The sequence below is a fragment of the Microbulbifer zhoushanensis genome, from assembly GCF_021729055.1.
GTDB lineage: Bacteria > Pseudomonadota > Gammaproteobacteria > Pseudomonadales > Cellvibrionaceae > Microbulbifer > Microbulbifer zhoushanensis.
On sequence record NZ_JAJSAO010000010.1, the window covers coordinates 57,706 to 82,981 of the forward strand.

The following is a 25,276-nucleotide window of genomic DNA, read 5'->3' on the forward strand; positions in this document are numbered from 1 at the left end:
TTACCCCTCGCCGCCGCGGGCGGGGGGCACGGTGCTCTCTCCGCGCAGCAGGTCCGCCAGGTTTTCCCGCGCCCGCACCAGGTGGGTGCGATCGCCATCGACGATCACCTCGGCGGCCCGCGGGCGTGTATTGTAGTTGGAGCTCATGGTGAAACCGTAGGCGCCGGCGGACAGCAGCGCCAGCAGCTGGCCCGGCTGCAGCGCCAGTTCGCGTCGCTTGCCGAGGAAATCGCCGGTCTCACACACCGGGCCGACGATATCCCAGATTTCCACGTCGCCGTTGCTGGGCTTTACCGGGACGATATCCTGCCAGGCCTGGTAGAGCGCCGGGCGCAGGTTGTCGTTCATGGCCGCATCGACGATGGCGAAGTTGTGCTCCTCGGTACGCTTCAGGTATTCGACCCGGGTCAGCAGCAGTCCGCCGTTGGCGGCAATAGAGCGGCCCGGTTCCATCACCAGTTCCAGGTCGCGGCCCTGCAGCCGCTCCTTGACTGCTCCCAGGTAATCACTCACCGGCGGCGGCATCTCGCCGCGATAGCGCACGCCCAGGCCACCGCCCAGGTCCAGGTGCTTGAGCCGGATGCCTTCTTCCGCCAGCTGGTCGATCAGTAGCAGCAGCCTTTCCAGGGCGTCGAGGAAGGGGGAGATTTCCGTCAGCTGTGAGCCGATATGGCAGTCGACGCCCACCACTTCCAGGTGCTCGGACTGCGCCGCGCGCCGGTAAGTGTCGAGGGCGTCGTCGATGGCGATGCCGAATTTGTTTTCCTTGAGCCCGGTGGAAATGTACGGGTGCGTTTTCGCATCCACGTCCGGGTTCACCCGCAGGGATACCGGCGCGTTGACGCCCATGTCTGCCGCCACTGCCTCCAGCCGTTCCAGCTCGCCGTCGGACTCGACGTTAAAGCAGTGCACGCCCACCTCGAGCGCGCGGCGCATTTCCGCGGCGGTCTTGCCCACACCGGAAAACACTACCCGCGACGGATCGCCACCGGCCTGCAGCACCCGCTCCAGCTCACCACCGGAGACGATATCGAAGCCGGCCCCGAGCTGCGCCAGCAGTGACAGGATGCCCAGGTTACTGTTGGCCTTTACCGCATAGCAGATCATACCCGGGTGGTCGCCCAGGGCATCGGCATAGTCGCGGTACTGCTGTTCAAAGTGCGCGCGGCTGTACACGTAAGTGGGGGTGCCGAATTGCTCGGCGATGTGTTCCAGCGAGACGTCTTCAGCCCACAGGCTGCCCTCGCGGTAATTGAAATCGCTCATTTTTCTACTTCTTGCTGCTCGGGTTCTTGCTGCTCCGGCTGTTCCGCCTGCCCGGTATCGGTTTCCATACTGTCCACCGGGGTGTCGACCGGCCCTGGCTGGGGCGCAGCCTGCTGTGCTTCTGCCGCCGGCAGGCCAGTGGCGGGAGAAGAGGGCTGCCCGGACGCTGGTGCTGCCGGAGCGCCGGCAGCCGGGGTGCCGGCCACCGGGGCGCCGGGCATCGGTGCCGCGGGCTGTGCGGGATCCTGCGGCAGGTACAGCGGTCCCTTCTGGCCGCAGCCGCCCAGCGCGACGGCAGTAAGAATGGTGGCGAGGAAAAATCTCTGGCGCATGCGCGGCTTCCTGCAGCTGTCTGGCGGAGTTCGGGTGAAAGCCTGCTAGTATAGCGACCTCAGATCCATATCGTACACGGTAACAGAAGTAACCATTTTATGAGCCAAGCGGAATTCGATGCGGCCATCGAGCGTACCCTGATTGCCATCGAGGATGCCCTGGATGAATGCGAGTGGGACATCGATTACGAGCGCGCGGATGCGGTGCTGACCCTGACCCTGGAAGATAACGGCAGCCAGGTGATCCTCTCCCGCCAGACCGCCAACCAGGAGCTGTGGGTGGCGGCGCGCTCCGGCGGCTTTCACCTGTCCTTCGACAATGCCGGCACCGGGCCGGTCTGGAAGTGCACCACCACCGGCGAGGACCTGCCGACGCTGCTGGACCGCGTGCTGACCGAGCAGCAGGGCGAGCCGGTGTCCCTCAGCCTGGACCTCTGACCACATACCGCCCATGTAGGCGCGGCCCATGGCCGTGACCAGCGCCGGGTAACCGTTGCAGCCAGTCGCCGTCGCGGCCAGCGGCCGCTCCTACAGCGTTACTTCGGTGGTGCCGTTCAACTGGGCGTTGTCCGGTAGCGGCGGGGCGAGTCTGCCTTTCATCATATCTTCCCGGCTTACCCCCCCCACACTCCTGTAGGAGCGGCCGCTGGCCGCGATCGCCCGGTGCGTCGTCATGCAGCCACAGATATCGCGGCCATGGGCCGCTCCTACAGGTGTTCTTCGTCATGCCGGCGAGGGCCGGCATGCAGTGATTCAGCGCGCGGCGATCAGCTTTTTCGCCCGCGCGCACGCCGCGCGCACCTGCGCCGGCGCGGTGCCGCCGATATGGTCACGGGCGGCCACGGAACCTTCCAGCGTGAGCACCTCAAAGACATCCTCGCCGATATCGGCGGAGAACTGCTGCAGCTGTTGCAGGCTCAGTTCCGCCAGGTCTGCCCCCCGCTCGATGGCGAAGGACACGGACTGGCCGACAATCTCATGGGCATCGCGGAAGGCCACGCCCTTGCGCACCAGGTAATCGGCCAGGTCGGTGGCGGTGGAGAAGCCCTGGGCGGCCGCGGCCAGCATATTCTCTTTCTTGGCCTCCAGCGCCGGCACCATGTCGGCGAAGGCACGCAGGCAGTCGAGCGCGGTATCGGCGGCGTCGAACAGCGGTTCCTTGTCCTCCTGGTTGTCCTTGTTGTAGGCCAGCGGCTGGCTCTTCATCAGGGTCAGCAGGGATACCAGGTGGCCGTTGACGCGGCCGGTCTTGCCGCGCACCAGTTCCGGCACATCCGGGTTCTTCTTCTGCGGCATGATGGACGAGCCGGTACAGAAGCGGTCCGGCAGGTCGATGAAATCGAACTGGCTCGAGGTCCACAGCACCAGTTCCTCGCTGGCGCGGGACAGGTGGGTCAGCAGCAGCGCGGCAAAGGCACAGAACTCGATGGCGAAGTCCCGGTCGCTGACCGAGTCCAGCGAGTTCTCCGTGGGGGCATCGAAGCCCAGCAGCTCGGCAGTCCGCGCCCGGTCGATGGGGTAGCTGGTGCCGGCCAGCGCCGCGGCACCCAGCGGCGAGCGATTGACCCGCTTGCGGCAGTCCATCAGGCGCTCGTAGTCCCGGGTCAGCATTTCGTTCCAGGCCAGCAGGTGGTGGCCGAAGGTGACCGGCTGGGCCGACTGCAGGTGGGTAAAGCCGGGCATGATGGTGTCCGCCTCCCGCTCGGCCAGGTCCACCAGGCCGGTCTGCAGGCGGGTCAGCTCGGCGCCGATCAGGTCGATGCGACCCCGCAGCCACAGGCGTATGTCAGTAGCCACCTGGTCGTTGCGTGAGCGGCCCGTGTGCAGCTTCTTGCCGGTGGCACCGATGCGCTGGGTGAGGCGCGCCTCGATGTTCATATGCACATCTTCCAGCGCGACCTCCCAGGGAAACTGGCCGGCCTCGATCTCGCCGGCAATATCCTGCAGGCCACCGGCGATCTGTTCGTACTCCTCCGCGGTGAGTACGCCCACCTCGGACAGCATCTGGGCATGCGCCAGCGAGCCCTGGATGTCCTCCATCGCCATGCGCTGGTCGAAACTTACCGAGGCGGTGAATCGTTCCACGAAGGCATCGGTGGCCTCGCTGAAGCGGCCGCCCCAGAGCTTGGCGGCGGGGTTGGCGGAAGCGTTGGTGTCTTTGCTCATAGTGCCTCTGTATTCATGCCTGGGTATCGGTGGCCCTGCCTGGTTGCAGGGCGGTGGAACTGCGCGGGTGATGGCGGTATCTTGCTTGTTTCCCGGTCGCCCTCGCAGCGACAGCTGCCGGGGCGGTTACGGCCCAAGAATAGATAACAAATCCAGAAGAAAGAACGTGGTATGACTTCCCCACAGCCCGCTCGGCCGGCGGGCATTATAGCGCAGCAAATTCGCGAAACAGCCCCCGAAGGCAAAGAATCTGCACCTGCCCACTTCCTGCCGGACCTGTGCAGCGTATCCGCCGTTGCCGTGCTGGTGATGATGGGCGAGCTGCTGGCGGTGGTGCTGGTGCTGGCGGTGGACGGCCTGCGGGAGTTCAGCTGGCAGAGGCTGGGCCTGTTCTCCCTGACTACCCAGTGGGTGATCCTGCCGGCGGCGGCGCTGTTGTGCCGCCTGCGGCCGCGGCTGGCCCGGCTGTCACCACGCCGGGCCGGCGCGCTCAGTTTTGCCGTGGTGCTGGCGGTGCTGGGCGCGGTGATGCTGGCCCAGCAATGGTGGCTGGCGAACCTCTCCGGGCAGCCGCTGGATCTCTGGGCACTGGGCGGTAACCTGCTGCTGGGTGCCATCTGTGCCGGGGTGGTGTTGCGCTACGCGTTTGTCCAGCAGCAGCTCCACAACCAGCAGCGCGCCGAGCTGGGCGCCCGTATCGAGGCGCTGCAGTCGCGCATCCGCCCGCATTTCCTGTTCAACAGCCTCAACAGCCTGGCCAGCCTGATCGCGGTGGACCCGGATCGAGCCGAGCGGCTGGTGGAGGAATTGTCAGCCCTGTTCCGTGCCAGCCTGGCGGAACCGAAAATGGTATCGCTGGCGCAGGAGCTGGCGCTGGCGCGGCGCTATATGGAAATCGAGGCCCTGCGCCTGGGGGAGCGTCTCCAGCAGGACTGGCAGGTGAACGATGACCTGGCCGACGTGCAGGTACCGTCCATGCTGCTGCAGCCACTGCTGGAAAATGCCGTACTCCACGGTGTGGCACGGATTCGCGGCGGTGGCTGTATCCGGGTACAGGTGTCACGGGAAGCCGACCGGCTGGCAGTGTGGATCGACAACCCGCTGCCCGCGGAGAGCCCGCAAGAGCATGCTGCGGGCAATGGTATGGCGCTGGAAAATATCCGCCAGCGCCTCGCCGCGCACTATCCGCGGGGATTCGAATTCCGTGCCGGCAGGGAGGGCAACCGCTACCAGGTCAACCTGCACTTGCCGATTTCGCCCACGTCGCGGCCACTGGTGCAGCAGGCACAGGAGGAGCCGGCATGACGGAACTGGGAGTGCTGATCGTTGACGATGAACCCCTGGCCCGCACGCGGCTGGCGCGCCAGCTCCAGGGCCTGGCGCAATGTGAATTGCTGGGCGAGGCGGCCGATGCGGTCGAGGCCCTGCGGCAGGTACAGCGGCTCGATCCGGACCTGGTGCTGCTGGATATCGAGATGCCGGGTGACAACGGCCTGGAGCTGGCCCGGCAACTGTCGGCACTGGAGTACCCGCCCGCGTTGATTTTCTGTACTGCCCACGATGAATTCGCGTTGCCGGCCTTTGCCACGGCGGCGGTGGGGTACCTGCTGAAGCCGGTGACGGCAGCGGACCTGTCGGCGGCGGTGGACAAGGCGGTGCAATTGAACCGGTCACAGCGCAAGGTGGCCGGAATATCCGCGCAGCCGGCAATGGCGGCCGGCCGCAAGCGCCTCAGGTCTGCCAGCCGCCGTGGTGTGGAACTGGTGGATGTTGCGGGAATCCGCTGCTTTGTCGCCGACAACAAATATGTGGTGGCGCATTACCCGGGCGGTGAGGCAATCCTGGAGGAATCCCTGAAGGAGCTTGAGGCGGAATTTGCCGGCCGGTTTGTGCGGGTGCACCGCAATGCGCTGGTGGCAGTGGAATCCATTACCGGCCTCGAGCGCGAGGGTGGAAACTACCGTGTATTGCTGGACGGCGTCGACGAGCGGCCGCAGGTAAGCCGGCGATTACTGCCTGCGGTAAGATCCCTGATTGAAGAAATGGCCTGAAGCCAGCCACTCGCCCGTGGGTTACCGAATGGCCAGGTTGGGTTACCCGGGGCGGCCATCCCCATACCCCTGGTCATGCGCCCGCTGAGCCGCGTCAAAAAACGGCTCGGCAGGCTGGGCCCGCTCTGCGGCCCAGCCTCACTTACGTTCACGCGCGCTATTGGCCGGGGTTCAATTGGCAATAAACCCGCGGCTGTAGCCCTTGCGCCAGCCATCAGGCGAGGTGAATCGCCACGGTTGCCGGTACTCTTCAAAGTTCTGGCCCACACCGCCAAGCATCCACAGCTCACCATTAAAGGGCAGTAGCTGGTGGTGGTAGCGGGGCGTGAATGGTGCATCACCGGTTGCCTGAATCCAGGTGATCCCGTCTTCGGATGTCCAGATATCACCCAGGGCATTGATGCTGCTGTCGTAGCCGCCAGTCAGCCACAGCTTGCCCTCGTAGTTCGTTACCTGGTGATAGACCCGCGCGGGGAATGCTGGAACCGGTATTACCTGCTGCCAGCTTTTCCCGTCCCCGGAATACCAGACGTCGCGCTTGAGAGTGTTGTCTACCGGATCAGAGCCGCCACTGACCCACAGCTTGCCGTTGAAGCTGGATACTTCATATCTTTCCAGTGGCGAAAACTGGGGCAGTGAAGAGACCAGGTCCCAGTTGATGCCATCTGCCGAAGACCAGACCTCATTCGTGGGGACCCCGCTGACCTCGGCCTGGGCAAATACCCACAACCTGTTGTCATGCACAACCACGCGGTGGCCTGTCTCGGCAGGAAAGCCGGCGTCGCTGGTTTCCTGCGACCAGGAAATACCATCGGGTGACGACCAGACGTCGTTTTTGGCTGCCGTGCCCGAGCCCAGGTCGTAACCGCCAATCAGCCAGAACCGGTTGTCAAAATAGGCGAGCCGGTGACCGCTCCGACGAAGCAAGCCGCCAGTCGTTGTTCGCCTGGACCATTCGAGGCCATCCGCTGATTGCCAGATGACGGCATCGGACGGGTTGCTCTGATCGACCGGGTCAAGAAGGATAAACTGCTCATCTGAAGCCACGACGGGGGTATCGCCATAGTAGATGTTTTCCGGCAATGCCTGCGCCGGCGACTCCCGGATCCAGGAAGAGCCAGAGCCTGTTGACCATACCCAGTTCCTGCGCTTGCTCCCGCTGGAGTTTTCCCCGAGGGATACTGTGTAGCTCCCGCCGATAATCCACAGGCGGTCCCGGAAAGAGACGGCCTGGTGCTCCCTGATATGGCTGTCAGCCAGCGCCTGTGCATCGATATCCAGCTGCTCCCAGTTGATACCGTCGCCAGACCGCCATGCCGTGGTTTCAATGGGGTTGAAGTCCTGGTAAGCGGATGTCCCGATTATCCAGAGTTTGCCCTGGTGGGTCAGCATCTGGTGGTTGCGAAGGTTGGTAAACTGCTCCAGGTCGGCTGCCCTGTTCCAGTTTTTGCCGTCAGTAGAGGACCAGACAGTCTCGTTCTCCCCATTTGCTTCCCCACCGGTCAGCCAGAGCCTGTTGTCGTACACGGCGACACGGTGCCCGAAGCGTCCACCGAAAGGCGCGGTTGCGACTTCCCGAGTCCAGGTGATGCCATCGGGAGAGGACCAGACATCTGAAAATATGCTGGTGCTGTCGCTCCAGCTGGAACCACCGATCACCCATAATTTCCCGTTGAAGCTCACTGCCTGGTGGTCGGCCCTGGGCGGGAATCCGGCATCGCCGGTGAGCTGCGTCCACTCGGTGCCATTGGTCGATGTCCAGACATCACTCTTCTCGCCATCACTATTGCCTGCAATCAGGAACAGCTTTCCCCCGTGCTCGACGATCTGGTGATCGAGCCTGCGACCCGGCAGGTTGGAATCCGCCTGCTGCCAAACCCGGCCATCGCTGGAGACCCAGGGGTCAAACGGTGTCCTGCCGCTGCTGGTACCGCCGTAAAGCCACAGTCTGCCATTGAACTCGATCACCTGGTGTTGCGTGCGGCGACTGAACTGGTGTGGCCAGGCGGTGACCTCACTCGTTCCGGCAAGTTTCAGGTAGGCGGGAGTGCCCAGCGTTGCATTATTGTCGACAAGTGAGCCATCAATAGCCTGCACACTGCCGTTCGCACAGCCAGCGAAGTTACCAATATCGCATTCCGGCTCGCTAGAGCTGTAAAGGCTCATACCGTAGGTTGCCTCAGGGAGTTCAAGCAAGGTGTCCGAGGCTCCGCTCCAGGCGTGCATTATGGCGCTGGTGCGGATTTCAAAAGATGCAGACGCAGCAGAAAAAACACTGTCGGCTTCCTGGTGCGCTGAAATTATTGACCTGCCCAGTCCATGCGCTGTCACCACGCCATCGGGGGCGACTGTCGCAACATTGGTATTGCTCGAGCTGTAGGTGATGTCGGTGGAGGCGAGTCCGCTTGCCGGGTTGGACAGGCTTTTTCCTGTCGCGAGTGGTTGTACCTCAGCTGAGGAAAAGGAGAGCGCGTTTTCCCTGGTTGATACGTTGACATCATAGGCAGCGGAGGCTCCGCTGTACTCGGAGTCCTCTGCGATATTGGCCGTAATCCTGGTGCTGCCCGCACCCATGGCTGTAACCTGGCCGCTACCGTCGACCATCGCTACCTGTTCATTGCCGGAACTATAAGTAATAGCGCCACTGCCGGGCGCAGTCGCGGGATTGTCCAGGCTTTCCCCGACTGTCAGGGCGACTGGCCCCTCCTGCGAAAACGTCAGGTCCTGTTCTGACAGTTGCGTCTCCGGGGGTGAAGTTGAACCAGGTGATGGATCACTGTTGCCACCACTACCGCCGCCACCGCAGTTTATCAGGGCGAGAGCCCCCCAAAGGACTAAAAATAGCCTTGCCCCCTTGAGCATGAAACCTCCGAATTTATTGTTATCAGGATATGGTGAGAACTTAATTCTCAATGATAACAGTTGTAAGGGATAAAATTGTCTTTCATATGGCGGTGAGGGGGGCGTGGCGGGAGTGTCAGGTGCTTCTCGGTGTTTAGCGCCTGCTGTGGCTGGAAAGGTGTGTCAGCGAACCGCCTTGCGCTTCACTGACACACCTTTCAATCATGGATGTTGAATGGGTAGACGCCGCAAATCAGAAAATCTGCGGCCCCTTGTAGTCGTCAGTCTCGCCCTCCAGGCTCAGTTCGCCCGCCGCCTCGTTCAGGTACTCGGCGTCGGATTCTGACTTGAGCTTGATCATCAGGCGCAGGTCGTTGGCGGAGTCGGCGTGGGCGAGGGCGTCCTCGTAGGTGATCTCGCCGCGGTCGTACAGTTCGTACAGGGCCTGGTCGAAAGTCTGCATCCCCTGCTCGTTGGAGCGCTTCATCAACTCTTTCAGCTTGTGCACCTCGCCCTTGCGGATCAGGTCCGAGGCCAGCGGGGTGTTGATCATGATTTCCAGGCACGCGCGGCGGCCGTCGCCATCGGGGGTGGGTACCAGCTGCTGGGCCACCATGGCCCTCAGGTTCAGGGACAGGTCCATCCACAGTTGCTGGTGCCGGTCGGCGGGGAAGAAGTGGATGATCCGGTCCAGCGCCTGGTTGGCATTGTTGGCGTGCAGGGTACACAGGCACAGGTGGCCGGTTTCGGCGAAGGCGATGGCGTGGTCCATGGTTTCGCGGGAGCGCACCTCACCAATCAGGATCACGTCCGGCGCCTGGCGCAGGGTGTTCTTCAGGGCCACTTCGAAGGATTCGGTATCCAGGCCCACCTCGCGCTGGGTCACGATACAGCCGCGGTGCTGGTGGACGAATTCGATCGGGTCCTCGATCGAGATGATGTGTCCCTTGGAGTTCTCATTGCGGTGGCCGATCATCGAGGCCAGTGACGTGGACTTACCGGTACCGGTGGCACCCACGAAGATGATCAGGCCGCGCTTGGTCATCGCCAGTTCCTTGACCACTTCCGGCAGCCCCAGGCCATCGATGGTGGGGATCTTGGTCTCGATCCGCCGCAGCACCATGCCCACCAGGTTGCGCTGGAAGAACGCCGAGACCCGGAAGCGGCCCACATTGCGCACCGCGATGGCAAAGTTGAGCTCTTTCTTTTCCGCGAACTCGCGCCGCTGTTTCTCGTTCATTACCCCCACGACCATCTCGCGGGCCTTTTCCGGGGTCAGAGCCGTGCTGCTGGCGGGCACCACCTTGCCGTGCACCTTGATTGAGGGCGGCACCCCGGCAGTGATAAACAGGTCGGATGCGCCTTTCTCGACGACAAGCTGGAGGAGTCTTTCGATTTCCATTGTGGTTACCGCTTTTTATCGATTGTTGTGGCGGGCTTGCGGCCCGCTGGCAGGGCCGTGGCCCCGCACTGGCTGACACCGGTTTGCCGGTGTTAGAAATTTTCCGGCATCTTGGCTTTTTCGCGCGCCGTCTCGCGGCTGATGATGCGCTTCTCGACCAGGTCCTGGAGGCACTGGTCCATGGTCTGCATGCCCACATTGGCGCCGGTCTGGATGGCGGAGTACATCTGCGCGATCTTGTCCTCACGGATCAGGTTACGGATCGCCGGGGTGCCGCGCATGATTTCATGTGCCGCCACGCGGCCGCCACCGACGCGCTTCATCAGCGTCTGGGAGATCACCGCCTGCAGGGATTCCGACAGCATTGAGCGCACCATGGCCTTTTCCGCGGCCGGGAACACGTCAACCACCCGGTCGATGGTCTTGGCGGCGGAGGTGGTGTGCAGGGTGCCGAATACCAGGTGGCCAGTCTCCGCGGCGGTGAGCGCCAGACGAATGGTCTCCAGGTCACGCATCTCGCCCACGAGGATGATGTCCGGGTCTTCCCGCAGGGCGGAGCGCAGTGCCTCGGCGAAGCCGTGGGTGTCGCGGTGCACCTCGCGCTGGTTCACCAGGCACTTCTTGGATTCGTGCACGAATTCGATCGGGTCCTCGACGGTGAGGATGTGCTCGTACTTGTTGTCATTGATGTAGTCCACCATGGCCGCCAGGCTGGTGGACTTACCGGAACCGGTGGGGCCGGTGACCAGCACCAGGCCGCGCGGCATGTCGGAGATCTGCTTGAACACCTGGCCCATGCCCAGGTCCTCCATGGTCAGTACCTTGGAGGGAATGGTCCGGAACACGGCGCCGGCACCGCGGTTGTGGTTGAAGGCGTTGACCCGGAAGCGGGCGACGCCCGGGACTTCGAAGGAGAAGTCCGTTTCCAGGAACTCCTCGAAATCCTTGCGCTGCTTGTCGTTCATGATCTCATAGATCAGCGCGTGGACCTCCTTGTGCTCCATCGGGGGCAGGTTGATGCGGCGCACATCGCCATCCACCCGGATCATCGGCGGCAGCCCGGCGGAGAGGTGCAAGTCGGAAGCGTTCTGCTTGGCGCTGAAGGCGAGGAGTTCTGTGATGTCCATACTGCTACCTTATTGTTCTCGGCGGACCTGTTCTGGTGATTATTTAACCTGTGCGAGGCGGCAGCATATGCCTTCCCCGGACTCTGTTAGTACAATCCGCCCATTTCTGGTACCGGACCTAGTATATGCGCAAAGCGGATATCACCGAAAACCTCAATCGCGTGCGTGAGCGGATTGTCACATGTTGCCGTAGCTGCGGTCGCGACAGTGACAGCGTGACACTGCTGGCGGTTTCCAAGACCAAGCCGGCTGAAGACCTGCGCGCAGCCTTTGCTGCGGGGCAGCGCGATTTTGGCGAAAACTACCTGCAGGAGGCTCTGGACAAGCAGGCTGAACTGTCAGGCCTGTCGATCTGCTGGCATTTCATCGGCCCGCTGCAGTCGAACAAGACCCGCGCCGTGGCGGAGCATTTCCAGTGGCTGCATACCGTGGACCGGCTGAAAATTGCCCGGCGGCTGTCGGAACAGCGGCCGGCGGGGATGGCCCCGCTGAATATCTGCCTGCAGGTGAATATCGATGCCGAGGAGAGCAAGTCCGGAGTGGCGCCGGCAGAGCTGCCGGCGCTGGCGCGGGCCGTCGCCGGATTGCCCGGCCTGCGGCTGCGGGGCCTGATGGCGATTCCCGCCCCGCGGGCAGATGCGGCGGCGCAGCGTGAGCCGTTTGCGGCGCTGGCGGCGCTGCTGCAGCAGTTGCGTGAGGAACTGCCCGGGGTGCCGCTGGACACCCTGTCGATGGGGATGTCCGGGGACCTGGAGGCGGCAATCGAGGCAGGCAGCACGATGGTACGGGTGGGCACGGATATCTTCGGGCGGCGCGACCAGTAAGTTGCAGTGGCGGGCGCCATTCCCACAGGCCCGCCCCGGCGGCCATAATTAGCCCACGCCCGCGCGGCACAGGCACAACAGGATCCAACGACGAGAGGTAACAGTGGACACACCCAGAATGGTATTTATCGGTGGCGCCGGCAACATGGCCGGTGCGGTAATCGGCGGGCTGGTGGCGGATGGCTACCCCGCGGACAGGATCCTGGCGACCGGTCGCGACCGGCAGAAGCTGGATGCCTTTGCCGCCCGCACCGGGGTGCCGGTGGGCACGGACAACGCGGCGGCCATCGCCGATACCGATATCCTGGTGCTCTCGGTCAAGCCGCAGGTGATGAAGGACCTGTGTGAATCCATCCGCGACGTGGTGCAGGAGCGCCGGCCGCTGGTGGTAACCCTGGCGGCGGGTATTCCCCTCGCTGCCTACCAGCGCTGGCTGGGTGAAGGGGTGCCGGTTGTGCGGGCCATGCCCAACACGCCGGCGCTGGTGGGCACTGGCGTCACCGGTCTGTTTGCGGCGGACGATGTCAGTGAGGAGCAGCGCGGCCAGGCGCAGCGCATTGCCGAGGCGGTGGGGCTGGCCCACTGGGTCGATGAGGAATCCGGCATCGACCAGGTGATTGCGGTGTCAGGCTCCGGGCCGGCTTACTACTTCCTCTTTATGGAGTCGATGATCGATGCGGCGGAGAAGGCCGGCATGGCCCGTGCAGACGCCGAGCGGCTCACCTTGCAAACCGCTCTGGGTGCGGCGAAACTGGCCACGGCCAGCGACGTCGATGTGGCCCAGCTGCGCCGCAACGTGATGTCTCCCGGTGGCACCACGGAGCGCGCCATCCGCTGCTTCGAGCAGGGTGGCCTGAAGTCGCTGGTGGAGCAGGCCATGGGCGACTGTGCGGAACGCGCTGCGCAGATGGCGCGCGAGCTTGACCAGTAGCCGGGCACCTTTACGGCAACGACCCCATAACAGAGCTAACAGGGACAATTCATGGGCAATACGTTTTCCAATATCGGCGTTTTTCTGGTCGCTACACTGGGGATTCTCTTCCTGTTCGCGGTACTGCTGCGCTTCCTGCTGCAGCTGGCGCGGGCCGATTTTTACAATCCCATCTCCCAGGGCGTGGTGAAAGTCACCAATCCGCTGCTGCTGCCGCTGCGCAAGGTGGTGCCCGGGATGTTCGGCGTCGACATGGCGTCGCTGGTGCTGGCGCTGCTGGTGGGCACCGTGATGATTATCGTGTGCGGTTTTATGATCGGCGCCGGACTGGTGAACCCATTGAGCGCGCTGTTGTGGTCGTTGATCGGCTGTATCAGCACCACTATCGCCATCGTGTTCGTGGGAATGCTGATTTCAATCGTGTTCAGCTGGATTGCACCGCAGAGCAGCCACCCGGCGCTGCTGTTGTTGCACCAGCTGCTGGAGCCCTTCATGGGCCCGATACGCAAAGTCATCCCGCCGCTGGGAATGATCGACATCAGCCCGATCTTCCTGTTTATCCTGCTGACAGTGGCGGACAAGCTGCTGGTAGGGTTTGCCCAGGCCGCCAGCATGCCGGCATTTGTCTACAGCCTGTTCTGGCATATTCCTTTCTGATCCACCGCTGTCCCGCCGGGCGCCGTGCGCCCGGCGATTCCTGCCCGCCCCCGGCCTGCGCCGCCTGGGCGTTAAACGCCGCATGAATTCCCGGCTTGTGTGTGTATTCCGCGCACTGGGTCGCATTTTGCTTGCGCGCCAGCTTTTATAAATGTCCCTGTTAGCGGACAATGCCCCGCTCCCCGGGAAATTCGCAAAATAAAGCAGCAGTAGAAGAACAACAGGAATACATGGAAGACGCCATCTTGCGACAGCACATTGCCGAGTACGACCGCTGGAAGAAAGCGCTCGACCACCAGTTTGACGAGTTCAATAACTGGCTGGAGCAGCACTTCCCCAACTCCGCCGGCGCCCGCCAGGTAGTGCGGCAGGCCCGCGCGCTGCTGGCGGAGGACCAGTTCACGCTGGCGCTGGTGGGCGAGTTCTCCCGGGGCAAGACTGAACTGATCAACGCGCTGCTGTCCCATACTTATGGCAAGCGCCTGCTGCCGTCCAAGCCGGGGCGCACCACCATGTGCCCCACCGAGATCTACAGCGACGGCAGCGACAAGGCCAGCCTGCGCCTGTTGCCCATCGAAACCCTGTCCACCAATACCAGCCTGGAAAGCTTCCGGCGCATCCCGCAGAAATGGGTCTCGCACCAGTTCAATGCCGATGACCCGGAGGCGACCCGCGCGGCGCTGCAGAAAGTGGCCGCGAGCAAAACGGTTACCCCGGAGGAGGCCGCGCGCTATGGCTTCGATCGTCGCCACCTGGACAGCCACGGCAACCTGGTGGAGATCCCGGCCTGGCGCTATGCCCTGATCTGCCTGCCGCACCCGCTGCTGTCACAGGGACTGCGCATCCTCGATACACCGGGGCTCAATGCCCTGGGCAACGAGCCGGAACTGACCCTGAGCACACTGCCCAGTGCCCAGGCGGTGGCCTTCCTGCTGTCCGCCGATGCGGGCGTAAGCGGTACTGACCTGAATATGTGGGAGACCCACCTGGTGCCGTTGAAGGAACACCGCGGCACCGCGGTAATGGCGCTGCTGAACAAGATCGATGTGCTCTGGGGAGACCCGGACGAGGATCACGAGCAGATGCTGCGCGGTATGCGCGCGCAGGTTGCCAAGCTACTGGAGCTGCCGATGGAGAGCGTGGTGGGGGTGTCCGCCAAGCAGGCCCTGGTGGCACGGCACCAGCGCGACCCGCAGCTGCTGCGGGACAGCCATTTCCAGGACTTCGAGCGCATGCTGGTGGAGCGCCTGCTGGAGCACCGCCAGAAAGTTTCCGAGCACCGCTCCCTGCACCAGGCACTGACGCTGATGGCGGATACCCGCGACCTGCTCAAGCGCCGGCTCAACAGCGGTCGCGCGGCACTGTCCCACCTGGAGCAGAATAGCGGCACCACCAAGGAGCAACTGGAAGAGCTGGTGGCCCTGCACAAGACCGCCCGCGAGCAACACAAGCTCTGCCACCAGGAGCTGCTGACCCTGAAATCCAGCCAGCGCATGCTGGCCCGCCAGCGTGCGGCCCTGCTGGAGCCGGTGTCCAGCCAGCAGCTGCAGACCCTGATCGAGGAAACCAGTCGCGCGCTCTACGAGCGCTGGACGCCGCTGGGACTGGCCAAGGCCATCGACGATTTCATGCACGGTGTGGATCACCAGCTGGGCAGCCTGGAGCGCGAGGCGGAACAGGCTAACCGGGTGGTGGATGCGATCTTCGAGCGCTCCTCGCTGAGTCACCTGGATGCCAGTGAACAGCATCTCGACATGGGCAGCTTCCGCGCTGCCCTGCGCGGCCTGCACCGCCAGGCGGCCCAGCTGCGCCGCTCGCCGCAGCTATTGCTGGCGCGCCGCAACCGCCTGACGGAGCGCTTCCTGGCCACCCTCGCCAGCGAGGTGGGCCGGCTCTACAGCCAGCTGATTTCCGCTGCCGATGGCTGGCTCGACCAGGCGCTGGAACCCCTCAAACAGCACGCGCAGTACCAGAAGCACCTGCTGAACCGGCACCTGATCAAGCTTACCGAGCTGAAGCAGAAGACCCAGAGCAAGCGCACCGACCTGCGTGCGCTGGAGAGCGAAGTGGTGCGCAACGACAGCGCGCTGGCATCCCTGGAAGAGCTGCTGCGCCGCAGCGCGCCATCACCGCGTCCGGTGGCCCCGCCGCCCCGGGCCAGCAATGTGACCCCGCTGAAGGCCCCGGCCAGCAACTGACGCTGACCATCATTTGTAATTTTCCGGCGCGCTCCCGTAAACTTGCCGCACGCCCCGATCGCCGCACTGGCGTGCAGCAGTGTGCCCGGGGGCCCCGATTCTGATCACCAAGCGAAGCCGCCTTGTCCACGGAAAAAGTCTCCCCCTCAGCAGACGCGCGCCCGCAGCCTGCCGGTGCCGCGCCCTCCGGATCCGGCCCGGCCAGTGCGGCGGGCTCAGTCGGTATTGTGGTACCGCAGCGGCATACATTCAGTGAGCCACTGGAACTGGCCTGTGGGCGCACGCTGCGTGACTACACGCTCGTTTACGAAACCTATGGCGAGCTCAATGCCGAGCGCAGCAATGCGGTGCTGATCTGCCACGCGTTGTCCGGCCATCACCACGCCGCCGGGCGCCACCATCCCGACGACAAGCGCCCCGGCTGGTGGGACAACTATATTGGTCCCGGCAAGCCGATCGATACCGACCGCTTTTTCGTGGTGTCGCTGAATAACCTGGGGGGCTGCCACGGTTCCACCGGCCCGGCGGACACCAACCCGGAAACGGGCCGGCCCTGGGGACCGGATTTCCCCATGCTGCGCGTGCGCGACTGGGTGCACAGCCAGGCGCGGCTGGCCGATGTCCTCGGCATCGATCAGTGGGCCGCAGTGATTGGCGGCAGCCTGGGTGGCATGCAGGCAATGCGCTGGGCACTCGAGTACCCGGAGCGGTTACGCCACTGCGTGGTGATCGCCTCGGCAATGAAGCTCTCGGCCCAGAACATTGCCTTCAACGAGACGGCACGGCAGGCGATTACCTCGGACCCGGACTTCTGCGAGGGCCGCTACCTGGAACAGGGTCAGCTGCCCCGCCGGGGCCTGGCCGTGGCGCGCATGATTGGCCACATCACCTACCTGTCCGATGATGGCCTGGGACGCAAGTTCGGGCGCGAACTGCGCTCCGGCAGCTTCCGCCTGGGGGCGGAGGAAGAAGTGGAGTTCCAGGTGCAGAGTTACCTGCGTTACCAGGGCGATACCTTCTCCAGCAGCTTCGACCCCAACACCTATATCCTGATGACCCGTGCACTGGATTATTTTGACCTGGCGCGGGAATACGGCGACGACCCGGTGGCGGCTTTCTCCCATGCCCGCTGCCGTTTCCTGTTGCTGTCGTTCACGTCCGACTGGCGCTTTGCGCCCGAGCGGTCGCGGGAAATTGCCGATGCATTGATGCACGCCAATATTCCTGTCAGCTACGCCGAGATTGAGTCCGCCATGGGACATGACGCCTTCCTGTTGCCCAATGATCGCTATCGACGGGTGTTCGGCACCTATATGGCAGGCGTTGCCGCGGAATGCAGTGAAGAGGTGAACGGCTGATGCGAATCGATCTGGACATCATCCAGGAGTGGATCGCGCCGCATACCCGCGTACTGGACCTGGGCTGTGGCGATGGCCTGTTGCTGGAGCAGCTCGGCCGCCACAAGCAGGTGAGTGGCTACGGCCTGGAAATCGACCACGGACAGATCGAGCGCTGCCTGGCGCGCGGGGTCAATGTGGTGGAGCAGAACCTGGACCAGGGCCTGGGCAATTTTGCCGACGGCAGTTTTGATACGGTGGTGATGACCCAGGCCCTGCAGACCCTGCGCCAGCCACACCTGGTAGTGCGGGAGATGCTGCGGGTGGGGCGTGAGTGCATCATTACCTTCCCCAACTTCGGCCAGTGGAGCGCACGCTGGCACCTGGCCTTTTCCGGGCGTATGCCCGTGTCGGATTTATTACCATTTGAGTGGTACGACACGCCCAATATTCATTTTTGTACTTTCCGGGACTTTGACCTGCTCTGTCGGGAGAACGACTGGACTATCCTGCACCGGCAGGTAGTATCAGAGTCATTGCCAGGCAGGGCGTTCAAGGATTTCCTGCCCAATCTGTTCGGCGAGACGGCAATTTACCATCTCACTCGCTAAACTGAATCTAGTAAAAGTAAAAGCGCGCCATGCGGCCCCGCTGTAACCGGGCCACGCAGACCGCGCACCGCAGGTGACAGAGGAGGTGAACGTGAAACGCATCTTAGCCGCAGTGGGCGCCGCCGTGCTGCTGTTCTGGGCTGCCAGCGCCGCGGCGCAGGAAGCCAAGATCATCAAGAGCCATGAGGATTTCGGTGACTACCGGGTGATCTATTCGGTATTCAACAGCGATTTCATCAAACCGGAGATTGCGCAGAACTACCAGTTGGTGCGCGCCGGTGACCGCGCCTTCGTCAATGTGTCGGTGGTGAAAAAAGACGGCGGCACCAAGGGGCTGGCCTCCGAGATGTCGGGAACCGCCAGCAACCTGATGCAACAGTCGCGCAACCTGGAATTCACCGAGATTCGCGACGGGGATGCAGTTTATTACCTGGCACCCCTGCGTTTCGAGGATGAAGAGGTGCTGACGTTCAATGTGAATGTCAAACTGCCCGATGGCCGCACCGAGACCATTACTTTCCGGCGCAAGCTGGAGCGCGGCTGAAGGCCGGCCATTCCCGACGGCGTTACCTGGAAAGCAAGCAAAGCGAGCGCCTGGCGCTCGCTTTTACGTTGTGCTACCGCATCGACGGTGGCGGTAGCCGCATACTGGCAATAAAAGACAAATCCTGGAATTCCTGAATGTTTGACAAGATCGTGCTGGCCAGTGGCAATGCCGGCAAGTTACGCGAATTTTCCCAGCTTTTCTCAAGCTGGGACATCGAGGTGGCACCGCAGTCCGATTTCGATGTGCCGGAGGCCGATGAAACCGGCCTCAGCTTTATCGAGAACGCCCTGATCAAGGCGCGCCATGCCAGCCGCATCAGCGGGTTACCGGCGCTTGCCGATGACTCAGGCCTGGCGGTGGACGCACTTGGCGGTGCACCGGGCATCTATTCGGCCCGCTACGCAGGCAGTGACGCCAGTGACGCGGACAACAACCGCAAGCTCCTGGAGGCGCTGGCGGATGTGCCCGACGAGCGCCGGGGAGCGAGCTTCCATTGTGCCCTGGCGTTCGTGCGTTCCCATGACGACCCGGTACCGCTGGTGTGCAGTGCGCGCTGGAGCGGGCGTATCCTGCGGGAGCCGGCCGGGGAGCAGGGCTTTGGTTACGACCCGCTGTTCTATGTGGAAGAGCAGGGCTGCAGTTCCGCGGAGCTGCCGCGCGAGGTGAAAAACCGCATCAGTCACCGCGCCCGGGCGGTGCAGCAGTTCGGGCAACTCTGGCAGGAATTGATGGGGCGTGAACAGATAAAGGGTGGGAACTGAAGTTGGCGGAAGAGCGTGACAAGCTGCTGGCGCTGCCGCCGCTGAGCCTCTATGTGCATATTCCCTGGTGTGTGCGCAAATGCCCCTACTGCGACTTCAATTCCCACGCCGCCGGCGAAACGCTGCCTGAGACGGAATACGTGGCGCAGCTGGAGCGTGACCTGCGCAGCCAGCGGCTGTGGGCGCAGGGGCGCCGGTTGCAGAGCATCTTCTTCGGCGGTGGCACCCCGAGCCTGTTCTCGCCGCAGGCCATCGGTGCCATTCTCGCCGCTGCGGAGCGGGAAGTAGGCTTTGCGGATGATATCGAGATCACCCTGGAGGCTAACCCGGGCACCTTCGAGCAGGCCAAGTTCGCCGGCTACCGCGCCGCCGGGGTCAACCGGCTGTCGATCGGGGTGCAGAGCTTCGATACGCAACAGCTGGATAACCTGGGCCGGATCCACTCCGGCAGCGAGGCCGAGGGCGCGCTGGAAATGGCACGCCGGGCGGGCTTCGACAATATCAACCTGGACCTGATGCACGGCCTGCCGCAGCAGTCCGAGGAAGAGGCGCTGGCGGACCTGCGCCGGGCGGTGTCACTGGCGCCGGAGCATATCTCCTGGTACCAGCTGACCATCGAGCCCAATACTGCCTTTTACAGTGCGCCGCCGGTGGTGCCGGGTCCCGCCCATATTGTCTCCATGCAGGGTTCCGGCCGCGAGTACCTGGCGCTGCAGGGCTACGGCCGCTACGAGGTGTCCGCCTACTGCCAGGCGGGGCTGGAGTCCCGCCACAACCTCAATTACTGGTCCTTTGGCGACTACCTGGGCATCGGCGCCGGTGCCCACGGCAAGGTCACGCTGCCCGGGGAGGGGCGGATACTGCGCAGCCGCCGCACCCGTGCCCCCCGGCACTATTTAGCGCTTCCGCGGGCCGCAGGCGCTGAAGCGCTACCGCTGGCTAACGGCGAGGATGCGCTGGAGTTGCCGCTGGTGGAGGCCGTGGCCACCGAGGAGTTGCCGCTGGAGTTCCTGATGAATGCGTTGCGACTGGTCCGTGGCGTGCCGGTGGGGAGCTTCGCCCCCTATACCGGGCTGCCGCTGGCGGTGCTGGAGCGCCAGTGGCCATCGCTTGAGCAACTGCAGCTGGTACAGCCACTGGGGCCGCGCATCGCCGCCAGCACCTTCGGCTTCGACTACCTTGACGAGATCCTGCAGCGGTTCCTGGAACAGCCCTGAGCGAACCTGCAACCAGCCCTGAGCCAACCGGGAACCCGCCCCGGGGACCAGGGGCCATAATTGAACCAGTGGGCAGGCCTGCAGTTGACGGGCTTGAAACCGGCACCTGTGCCCCCATCTAGGGGGGAAACGGTGCCCCGGGGCCATCCCTTGCGGGTGGGGCCGGGCAATCCTTATCATGTGCCGGCACCCCGCCGCGGGGTCGACCGCACCGAGTAACCCAGAGAACAGGAAAGCAATATGAGCGATAACGCTATTGTCAATGTCACCGACGCCGAATTCGAAGCCGAGGTTCTGAAGGCCGAGGGCCCGGTACTGGTAGATTTCTGGGCGCAATGGTGCGGCCCCTGCAAGATGATCGCTCCGGTACTGGAAGACCTGGCCGGTCACTACGGCGACAAGCTGAAGATCGTCAAGGTCGACGTGGATGCCAACAAGGAATCCCCGGCCAAGTACAATGTCCGCGGTATCCCGACCCTGCTGCTGTTCAAGGGCGGCAATGTGGAAGGCACCAAGGTCGGCGCCCTGTCCCGCGCCCAGCTGACCGAGTTTATCGACAGCCAGCTGTAAGGCTGGCCCCCTGGCCGGGATTGCCCGGCCGCCCCGTCCTGCGGGGGGCAAATACCCCTTGCAGGATGGCATTCTGCCGTTATACTGGCTATCATTCTTGAAACCGCTCCGACGAGCCAACTAACTGATCTGGACCGAGCTGAACCAAGTCGCCCCTCCGCAAGGTTACAGACCCCCCGGCGCACAAACTCCTCGAGTTGAACTTTTCTGAAGCTGAGCTGCCCGATTAGCTGGCTTGAGAGCGGTATGATTTCCCCTGATGTTGTCGCGTTCGCGGCAAACCTGATTTCGGCCATAACCTGGGCATCCAAGCGTGGGCAAGATAGAACAGATTTCTCAAACCCCTCCTAAAAAATCAGGCGCGTCCGCGCCAATTGAAAACAGAAACGTTAATAAAGCAATTGGTATGAATCTTTCCGAATTAAAAACCAAACCCATTGAAGAGCTGATTGAAATTGCCAAGGGCATGGGCCTCGAAAACCTGGCCCGCTCGCGCAAGCAGGACATTATCTTCAACATCCTCAAGCGTCACGCGAAGAGCGGTGAAGATATCTACGGCGACGGTGTCCTGGAAATCCTGCAGGATGGTTTTGGTTTTTTGCGCTCTGCCGACTCTTCCTACCTGGCGGGCCCCGACGACATCTATGTGTCCCCCAGCCAGATCCGGCGCTTTAACCTGCGTACCGGTGACTCCATTGCCGGCAAGATCCGGCCGCCGAAAGAGGGCGAGCGCTACTTCGCGCTGCTGAAAGTCAGCGAGATCAACTTCGACAAGCCGGAAAACGCTCGCAGCAAGATCCTCTTCGAAAACCTCACCCCGCTGTTCCCCAACAACCGCCTGACCCTCGAGTGTGGCAACGGTTCCTCCGAGGACCTGATTGGCCGCATCATCGACCTGGTGGCGCCGATCGGCAAGGGCCAGCGCGGGCTGATCGTGGCACCGCCCAAGGCCGGTAAGACCATCATGTTGCAGAACATGGCCCAGGCCATCACCCGCAACAACCCGGAGTGCCACCTGATCGTCCTGCTGATCGACGAGCGCCCGGAAGAAGTCACCGAGATGCAGCGCTCCGTCCGCGGTGAGGTGGTGGCCTCCACCTTCGACGAGCCGCCGGCGCGCCACGTCCAGGTGGCCGAGATGGTGATCGAGAAGGCCAAGCGCCTGGTGGAGCACAAGAAGGACGTGGTGATCCTGCTGGACTCCATCACCCGCCTGGCGCGCGCGTACAACACTACCGTACCGAGTTCCGGCAAGGTCCTGACCGGCGGTGTGGACGCCCACGCACTGGAGCGCCCCAAGCGCTTCTTCGGTGCCGCGCGTAACATCGAAGAGGGCGGCAGCCTGTCGATCATCGCCACCGCGCTGGTGGATACCGGCTCCAAGATGGACGAAGTGATCTTCGAGGAGTTCAAGGGTACCGGTAACATGGAACTGCAGCTGGACCGCAAGATCGCCGAGAAGCGCGTCTACCCGGCCATCAATGTGCGCCGCTCCGGCACCCGCCGTGAGGAGCTGCTGATGCCGGAAGGCGAGCTGCAGCGGGTCTGGATCCTGCGCAAGCTGCTGCACGATATGGAAGATATGGCGGCCACCGAGTTCCTGATCGACAAGCTGAAGGACTTCAAGACCAACGATGAATTCTTCCTGTCCATGAAACGGAAATAATAGCGATTCACAATCGGGCACCTGAGCGGGTGCCCGCTTTGAATACGCGACGAAATTGGCGATTATTTACGCCGATTTGTATTGAAAAGGCGAGCCGTTAGGCATATAAAGTCCCACATTGTGGCGCTGGATGTGTATTGAACGAACGACGCCCGACCGAATTGGCCCAAGCCAGTCATTTTGTGGCAGGCGACAGGGGTCAATCTCAGATGGATGATCTGGTGGAGCTGGTTATCCATTTGTGACTTGCACGACAGCCCACATACTCAGTGAGAACTTTTTGTGAATATCTATATTGGAAATCTGGCCTACGCGGTAACCTCCGAAGACCTGCAGGACGCTTTTGGCGCTTTCGGGGAAATCTCTCGCGCGACTGTAATCACCGACCGGGAGACTGGCCGCTCTAAAGGTTTCGGTTTCGTTGAAATGCCGAACGACGACGAAGCTCGTAAGGCGATCGAGGAAATGAATGATCAACCGCTGTCTGGCCGTAACATCCGTGTTAACGAAGCCAAGCCGCGCGAAGATCGTCCGCGTCGTCCCCGCTTCTAAGCTGATTCTGGCTTAAGAATTTTACGGCCCGCCCCCCCCGGCGGGTCGTTTCCCCCTCTCTCCCCAGCACCCGTTTCCACCGGGCTGCCATTCCCCATTTTGTGCCGAGTCCTTTACACTGGCGTGGTTTGAAACCGATGTCAGGACCTGCATGAAATACAAAGACCTGCGCGACTTTATCAAGCGGCTGGAAAAACGCGGCCTGCTCAAGCGCATCAAGCACCCGGTAGACCCGAACCTGGAAATGACCGAAATTGCCGACCGTGTCCTGCGGGCCGGCGGACCGGCACTCCTGTTCGAGAACCCGGTTGGTTTCGATACGCCGGTACTGGCCAACCTGTTCGGCACCCCCGAGCGGGTCGCCCTGGGTATGGGCCGCGAGAGCGTGCGCGAGCTGCGCGAGGTGGGCGAATTGCTGGCTTTCCTCAAGGAGCCGCAGCCCCCGGAAAGCCTGCGCGATGCCTGGGAAAAGCTGCCGGTGTTCAAGCAGGTGCTCAATATGGGCCCCCGGGTGGTGAAGAACGCACCCTGCCAGCAGGTGGCGCTGACCGGCGAGGATGTCGACCTGTACCGGCTGCCGATCCAGACCTGCTGGCCCGGCGACGCCGCTCCCCTGGTGACCTGGCCCCTGGTCATTACCCGCGGCCCGGAGAAGAAGCGCCAGAACCTGGGCATCTACCGCATGCAGCTGATTGGCAAAAACCGGCTGATCATGCGCTGGCTGTCCCACCGTGGCGGCGCGCTGGATTTCCGTGACTGGTGCCAGCGCAACCCCGGCAAGCCCTACCCGGTGGCGGTGGCCCTGGGGGCCGATCCCGCCACCATCCTCGGTGCCGTGACCCCGGTGCCCGACACCCTGTCGGAATACGCCTTCGCCGGCCTGCTGCGCGGCGACAAGACCGAGGTGGCGGATGCCGGCCTGAGCGACCTGCAGGTACCCGCCAGTGCCGAGTATGTGCTGGAGGGCTTCATCTACCCGGACGACATGGCCGACGAGGGCCCCTACGGCGACCATACCGGTTACTACAACGAGGTGGATCGTTTCCCCGTGTTCACGGTGGAGAAAATCACCCACCGCAAGGACCCCATCTACCACAGCACCTATACCGGCCGCCCGCCGGACGAGCCCGCCGTGCTGGGCGAGGCCCTGAACGAGGTGTTCGTGCCCATCCTGAAGAAGCAGTTCCCCGAGATCGAAGACTTCTACCTGCCCCCGGAGGGCTGTTCCTACCGGCTGGCGGTGGTCAGCATGAAGAAGCAGTATCCCGGCCACGCCAAGCGGGTGATGATGGGCGTGTGGTCCTTCCTGCGCCAGTTTATGTACACCAAGTTTGTGATCGTCACCGACGACGACGTAAACACCCGCGACTGGAACGACGTGATCTGGGCCATGACCACCCGCATGGACCCGGCACGGGACACGGTGATGGTGGAGAACACACCCATCGATTACCTGGACTTCGCCTCGCCGGTATCCGGCCTGGGCTCCAAGATCGGCTTTGATGCCACCAACAAGTGGCCCGGCGAGACCGACCGCGAGTGGGGCCGGCCCATCGAGCGTGATCCGGACGTGGTCCAGAAGGTAGACCAGATGTGGGACAAGCTCGGGCTCTGATCCCCCGCACTCACCATAGGCATTCCCAGGGAGGGGAACATGCAAGTCATCAAGACCATCCGCCCGGGCCAGCCGGGCGCCCGCCGATTCGAGCACCGCTTTGGCAAGCGACTCTGCGCCGTTCGCTAACGCGAGTCCACCTGTGGCGAGAAAATCCTCACTACCGTCGAACTTGTGATCGATGAACGGGCAAAGCCTGCACCCGGCCAGTCACTTGCCGCAGTGCACGCCCACGACCGGGCGAGCCGGTTGCCCTGTCAATCGGCCGCGAAGAACTCGCCATGCGCAGGCTGGTCAAGCAGGCCGGGACCCGCTGGAGTGCCAGAGGCAAAGCCTGGATCCTGAAACGGGAGATGGCCGTAACACTGGGACTATCACACCGGATGGTCGAGGGGCTGGCGGACGAATGTACCGATATAGATACCAGCGTTGAACTGTAGCATGGCCATATCTGCCCATTTATGGCTACATATAGGCATACATGGTCATATGTACCCATATGCCCAGATATGACCATGCCTAAGAATTAACTGTTAGATTTTGTCGGCCTCGGAGTGATTGGCTTTTGGACTTTACCAGAATCTAACACCTGTATAGAAATACAG

23 protein-coding genes are annotated in these 25,276 nt (G+C 62.9%); 17 read left to right on the plus strand and 6 right to left on the minus strand.

Annotated elements, in window-relative coordinates; all coding sequences use genetic code 11:
- Together lysA and lptM are read right to left on the minus strand one after the other, a co-directional pair.
- Entirely contained in the window at positions 1–1,266 is a 1,266-nt protein-coding gene (gene lysA / locus LVD10_RS17595) for a diaminopimelate decarboxylase (protein ID WP_232940604.1), read from the minus strand.
- On the minus strand, positions 1,263–1,598 hold the full coding sequence (gene lptM / locus LVD10_RS17600; RefSeq protein WP_237064465.1) for an LPS translocon maturation chaperone LptM: 336 nt from the start codon (positions 1,596–1,598) through the stop codon (positions 1,263–1,265). The genes lysA and lptM overlap by 4 nt, the downstream gene beginning before the upstream one ends.
- A 99-nt stretch (positions 1,599–1,697) precedes the next feature.
- Between lptM and cyaY the strand changes: the two genes are divergently transcribed.
- On the plus strand, positions 1,698–2,036 hold the full coding sequence (gene cyaY, locus LVD10_RS17605) for an iron donor protein CyaY (RefSeq protein WP_232940607.1): 339 nt from the start codon (positions 1,698–1,700) through the stop codon (positions 2,034–2,036).
- 315 nt (positions 2,037–2,351) lie between these two features.
- Here the strand turns inward: cyaY and argH are convergent, their stop codons facing one another.
- A complete protein-coding gene (argH, locus tag LVD10_RS17610) occupies positions 2,352–3,764 on the minus strand; it encodes an argininosuccinate lyase (protein ID WP_237064466.1) in 1,413 nt (470 codons plus the stop codon).
- A gap of 171 nt (positions 3,765–3,935) precedes the next feature.
- On the opposite strand from argH, the gene LVD10_RS17615 reads away from it, so the two are divergent.
- Positions 3,936–5,069, plus strand: coding sequence for a sensor histidine kinase (locus LVD10_RS17615; RefSeq protein WP_237064467.1), 1,134 nt, complete (start codon positions 3,936–3,938; stop codon positions 5,067–5,069).
- Positions 5,066–5,815: a LytR/AlgR family response regulator transcription factor gene (locus tag LVD10_RS17620; protein WP_232940610.1), complete on the plus strand. Its 750-nt coding sequence runs from the start codon at positions 5,066–5,068 to the stop codon at positions 5,813–5,815. The genes LVD10_RS17615 and LVD10_RS17620 overlap by 4 nt, the downstream gene beginning before the upstream one ends.
- Before the next feature lie 171 nt (positions 5,816–5,986).
- Here LVD10_RS17620 and LVD10_RS17625 read toward each other — a convergent pair whose 3' ends face one another.
- From LVD10_RS17625 to LVD10_RS17635, 3 genes are all read right to left on the minus strand, one after another.
- The gene (locus LVD10_RS17625; protein WP_237064468.1) at positions 5,987–8,677 is read right to left on the minus strand and encodes a Kelch repeat-containing protein; all 2,691 of its coding nucleotides are present in this window, start codon (positions 8,675–8,677) and stop codon (positions 5,987–5,989) included.
- Between the two features lie 232 nt (positions 8,678–8,909).
- Complete coding sequence (locus tag LVD10_RS17630) at positions 8,910–10,058, minus strand: PilT/PilU family type 4a pilus ATPase (protein WP_232940612.1); 1,149 nt, start codon at positions 10,056–10,058, stop codon at positions 8,910–8,912.
- Positions 10,059–10,150: 92 nt separating this feature from the next.
- Positions 10,151–11,185 (minus strand): type IV pilus twitching motility protein PilT, encoded by a 1,035-nt coding sequence (locus LVD10_RS17635; RefSeq protein WP_232940613.1) that lies wholly within the window; start codon positions 11,183–11,185, stop codon positions 10,151–10,153.
- 125 nt (positions 11,186–11,310) lie between these two features.
- Between LVD10_RS17635 and LVD10_RS17640 the strand changes: the two genes are divergently transcribed.
- The 14 genes from LVD10_RS17640 (at position 11,311) to LVD10_RS17705 (ending at position 25,111) form a co-directional block, all read left to right on the plus strand.
- On the plus strand, positions 11,311–12,009 hold the full coding sequence (locus LVD10_RS17640) for a YggS family pyridoxal phosphate-dependent enzyme (RefSeq protein ID WP_237064470.1): 699 nt from the start codon (positions 11,311–11,313) through the stop codon (positions 12,007–12,009).
- Between the two features lie 118 nt (positions 12,010–12,127).
- A complete protein-coding gene (proC, locus tag LVD10_RS17645) occupies positions 12,128–12,940 on the plus strand; it encodes a pyrroline-5-carboxylate reductase (RefSeq protein ID WP_233006710.1) in 813 nt (270 codons plus the stop codon).
- A gap of 51 nt (positions 12,941–12,991) precedes the next feature.
- Positions 12,992–13,597 carry a YggT family protein gene (locus LVD10_RS17650; protein WP_232940615.1) on the plus strand — a complete coding sequence of 202 codons (606 nt, stop codon included), beginning with the start codon at positions 12,992–12,994 and terminating at the stop codon, positions 13,595–13,597.
- 230 nt (positions 13,598–13,827) lie between these two features.
- The gene (locus LVD10_RS17655; protein WP_232940616.1) at positions 13,828–15,795 is read left to right on the plus strand and encodes a dynamin family protein; all 1,968 of its coding nucleotides are present in this window, start codon (positions 13,828–13,830) and stop codon (positions 15,793–15,795) included.
- 224 nt (positions 15,796–16,019) lie between these two features.
- Entirely contained in the window at positions 16,020–17,153 is a 1,134-nt protein-coding gene (gene metX, locus LVD10_RS17660; RefSeq protein WP_233006711.1) for a homoserine O-succinyltransferase MetX, read from the plus strand.
- Positions 17,153–17,743 (plus strand): methionine biosynthesis protein MetW, encoded by a 591-nt coding sequence (metW, locus tag LVD10_RS17665; protein ID WP_232940618.1) that lies wholly within the window; start codon positions 17,153–17,155, stop codon positions 17,741–17,743. The genes metX and metW overlap by 1 nt, the downstream gene beginning before the upstream one ends.
- 91 nt (positions 17,744–17,834) lie before the next feature.
- Entirely contained in the window at positions 17,835–18,287 is a 453-nt protein-coding gene (locus LVD10_RS17670) for a DUF4426 domain-containing protein (RefSeq protein ID WP_232940619.1), read from the plus strand.
- Positions 18,288–18,424: 137 nt separating this feature from the next.
- Entirely contained in the window at positions 18,425–19,051 is a 627-nt protein-coding gene (gene rdgB, locus LVD10_RS17675; RefSeq protein ID WP_232940621.1) for an RdgB/HAM1 family non-canonical purine NTP pyrophosphatase, read from the plus strand.
- A 2-nt stretch (positions 19,052–19,053) separates the two neighbouring features.
- Positions 19,054–20,268, plus strand: a complete 1,215-nt coding sequence (gene hemW, locus LVD10_RS17680; protein ID WP_232940623.1) for a radical SAM family heme chaperone HemW — start codon at positions 19,054–19,056, stop codon at positions 20,266–20,268.
- Between the two features lie 240 nt (positions 20,269–20,508).
- On the plus strand, positions 20,509–20,838 hold the full coding sequence (trxA, locus tag LVD10_RS17685; protein ID WP_232940624.1) for a thioredoxin TrxA: 330 nt from the start codon (positions 20,509–20,511) through the stop codon (positions 20,836–20,838).
- Positions 20,839–21,244: 406 nt separating this feature from the next.
- The gene (gene rho, locus LVD10_RS17690) at positions 21,245–22,504 is read left to right on the plus strand and encodes a transcription termination factor Rho (protein WP_232940625.1); all 1,260 of its coding nucleotides are present in this window, start codon (positions 21,245–21,247) and stop codon (positions 22,502–22,504) included.
- Between the two features lie 282 nt (positions 22,505–22,786).
- Positions 22,787–23,056 (plus strand): RNA-binding regulator, encoded by a 270-nt coding sequence (gene rbp, locus LVD10_RS17695; RefSeq protein ID WP_232940626.1) that lies wholly within the window; start codon positions 22,787–22,789, stop codon positions 23,054–23,056.
- Between the two features lie 151 nt (positions 23,057–23,207).
- Positions 23,208–24,671, plus strand: coding sequence for a 4-hydroxy-3-polyprenylbenzoate decarboxylase (gene ubiD, locus LVD10_RS17700; RefSeq protein ID WP_237064472.1), 1,464 nt, complete (start codon positions 23,208–23,210; stop codon positions 24,669–24,671).
- 281 nt (positions 24,672–24,952) lie between these two features.
- On the plus strand, positions 24,953–25,111 hold the full coding sequence (locus LVD10_RS17705) for a hypothetical protein (RefSeq protein WP_237064473.1): 159 nt from the start codon (positions 24,953–24,955) through the stop codon (positions 25,109–25,111).
- Positions 25,112–25,276: the final 165 nt, after the last annotated feature.

Bases quoted from the DNA above. Each gene is read 5' to 3' on its own strand.
- lysA (WP_232940604.1), bottom strand. From the start codon at position 1,266: ATGAGCGATTTCAATTACCGCGAGGGCAGCCTGTGGGCTGAAGACGTC.
- lptM (WP_237064465.1), bottom strand. From the start codon at position 1,598: ATGCGCCAGAGATTTTTCCTCGCCACCATTCTTACTGCCGTCGCGCTG.
- cyaY (WP_232940607.1), top strand. From the start codon at position 1,698: ATGAGCCAAGCGGAATTCGATGCGGCCATCGAGCGTACCCTGATTGCC.
- argH (WP_237064466.1), bottom strand. From the start codon at position 3,764: ATGAGCAAAGACACCAACGCTTCCGCCAACCCCGCCGCCAAGCTCTGG.
- LVD10_RS17615 (WP_237064467.1), top strand. From the start codon at position 3,936: ATGACTTCCCCACAGCCCGCTCGGCCGGCGGGCATTATAGCGCAGCAA.
- LVD10_RS17620 (WP_232940610.1), top strand. From the start codon at position 5,066: ATGACGGAACTGGGAGTGCTGATCGTTGACGATGAACCCCTGGCCCGC.
- LVD10_RS17625 (WP_237064468.1), bottom strand. From the start codon at position 8,677: ATGCTCAAGGGGGCAAGGCTATTTTTAGTCCTTTGGGGGGCTCTCGCC.
- LVD10_RS17630 (WP_232940612.1), bottom strand. From the start codon at position 10,058: ATGGAAATCGAAAGACTCCTCCAGCTTGTCGTCGAGAAAGGCGCATCC.
- LVD10_RS17635 (WP_232940613.1), bottom strand. From the start codon at position 11,185: ATGGACATCACAGAACTCCTCGCCTTCAGCGCCAAGCAGAACGCTTCC.
- LVD10_RS17640 (WP_237064470.1), top strand. From the start codon at position 11,311: ATGCGCAAAGCGGATATCACCGAAAACCTCAATCGCGTGCGTGAGCGG.
- proC (WP_233006710.1), top strand. From the start codon at position 12,128: ATGGTATTTATCGGTGGCGCCGGCAACATGGCCGGTGCGGTAATCGGC.
- LVD10_RS17650 (WP_232940615.1), top strand. From the start codon at position 12,992: ATGGGCAATACGTTTTCCAATATCGGCGTTTTTCTGGTCGCTACACTG.
- LVD10_RS17655 (WP_232940616.1), top strand. From the start codon at position 13,828: ATGGAAGACGCCATCTTGCGACAGCACATTGCCGAGTACGACCGCTGG.
- metW (WP_232940618.1), top strand. From the start codon at position 17,153: ATGCGAATCGATCTGGACATCATCCAGGAGTGGATCGCGCCGCATACC.
- rdgB (WP_232940621.1), top strand. From the start codon at position 18,425: ATGTTTGACAAGATCGTGCTGGCCAGTGGCAATGCCGGCAAGTTACGC.
- trxA (WP_232940624.1), top strand. From the start codon at position 20,509: ATGAGCGATAACGCTATTGTCAATGTCACCGACGCCGAATTCGAAGCC.
- rho (WP_232940625.1), top strand. From the start codon at position 21,245: ATGAATCTTTCCGAATTAAAAACCAAACCCATTGAAGAGCTGATTGAA.
- ubiD (WP_237064472.1), top strand. From the start codon at position 23,208: ATGAAATACAAAGACCTGCGCGACTTTATCAAGCGGCTGGAAAAACGC.
- LVD10_RS17705 (WP_237064473.1), top strand. From the start codon at position 24,953: ATGCGCAGGCTGGTCAAGCAGGCCGGGACCCGCTGGAGTGCCAGAGGC.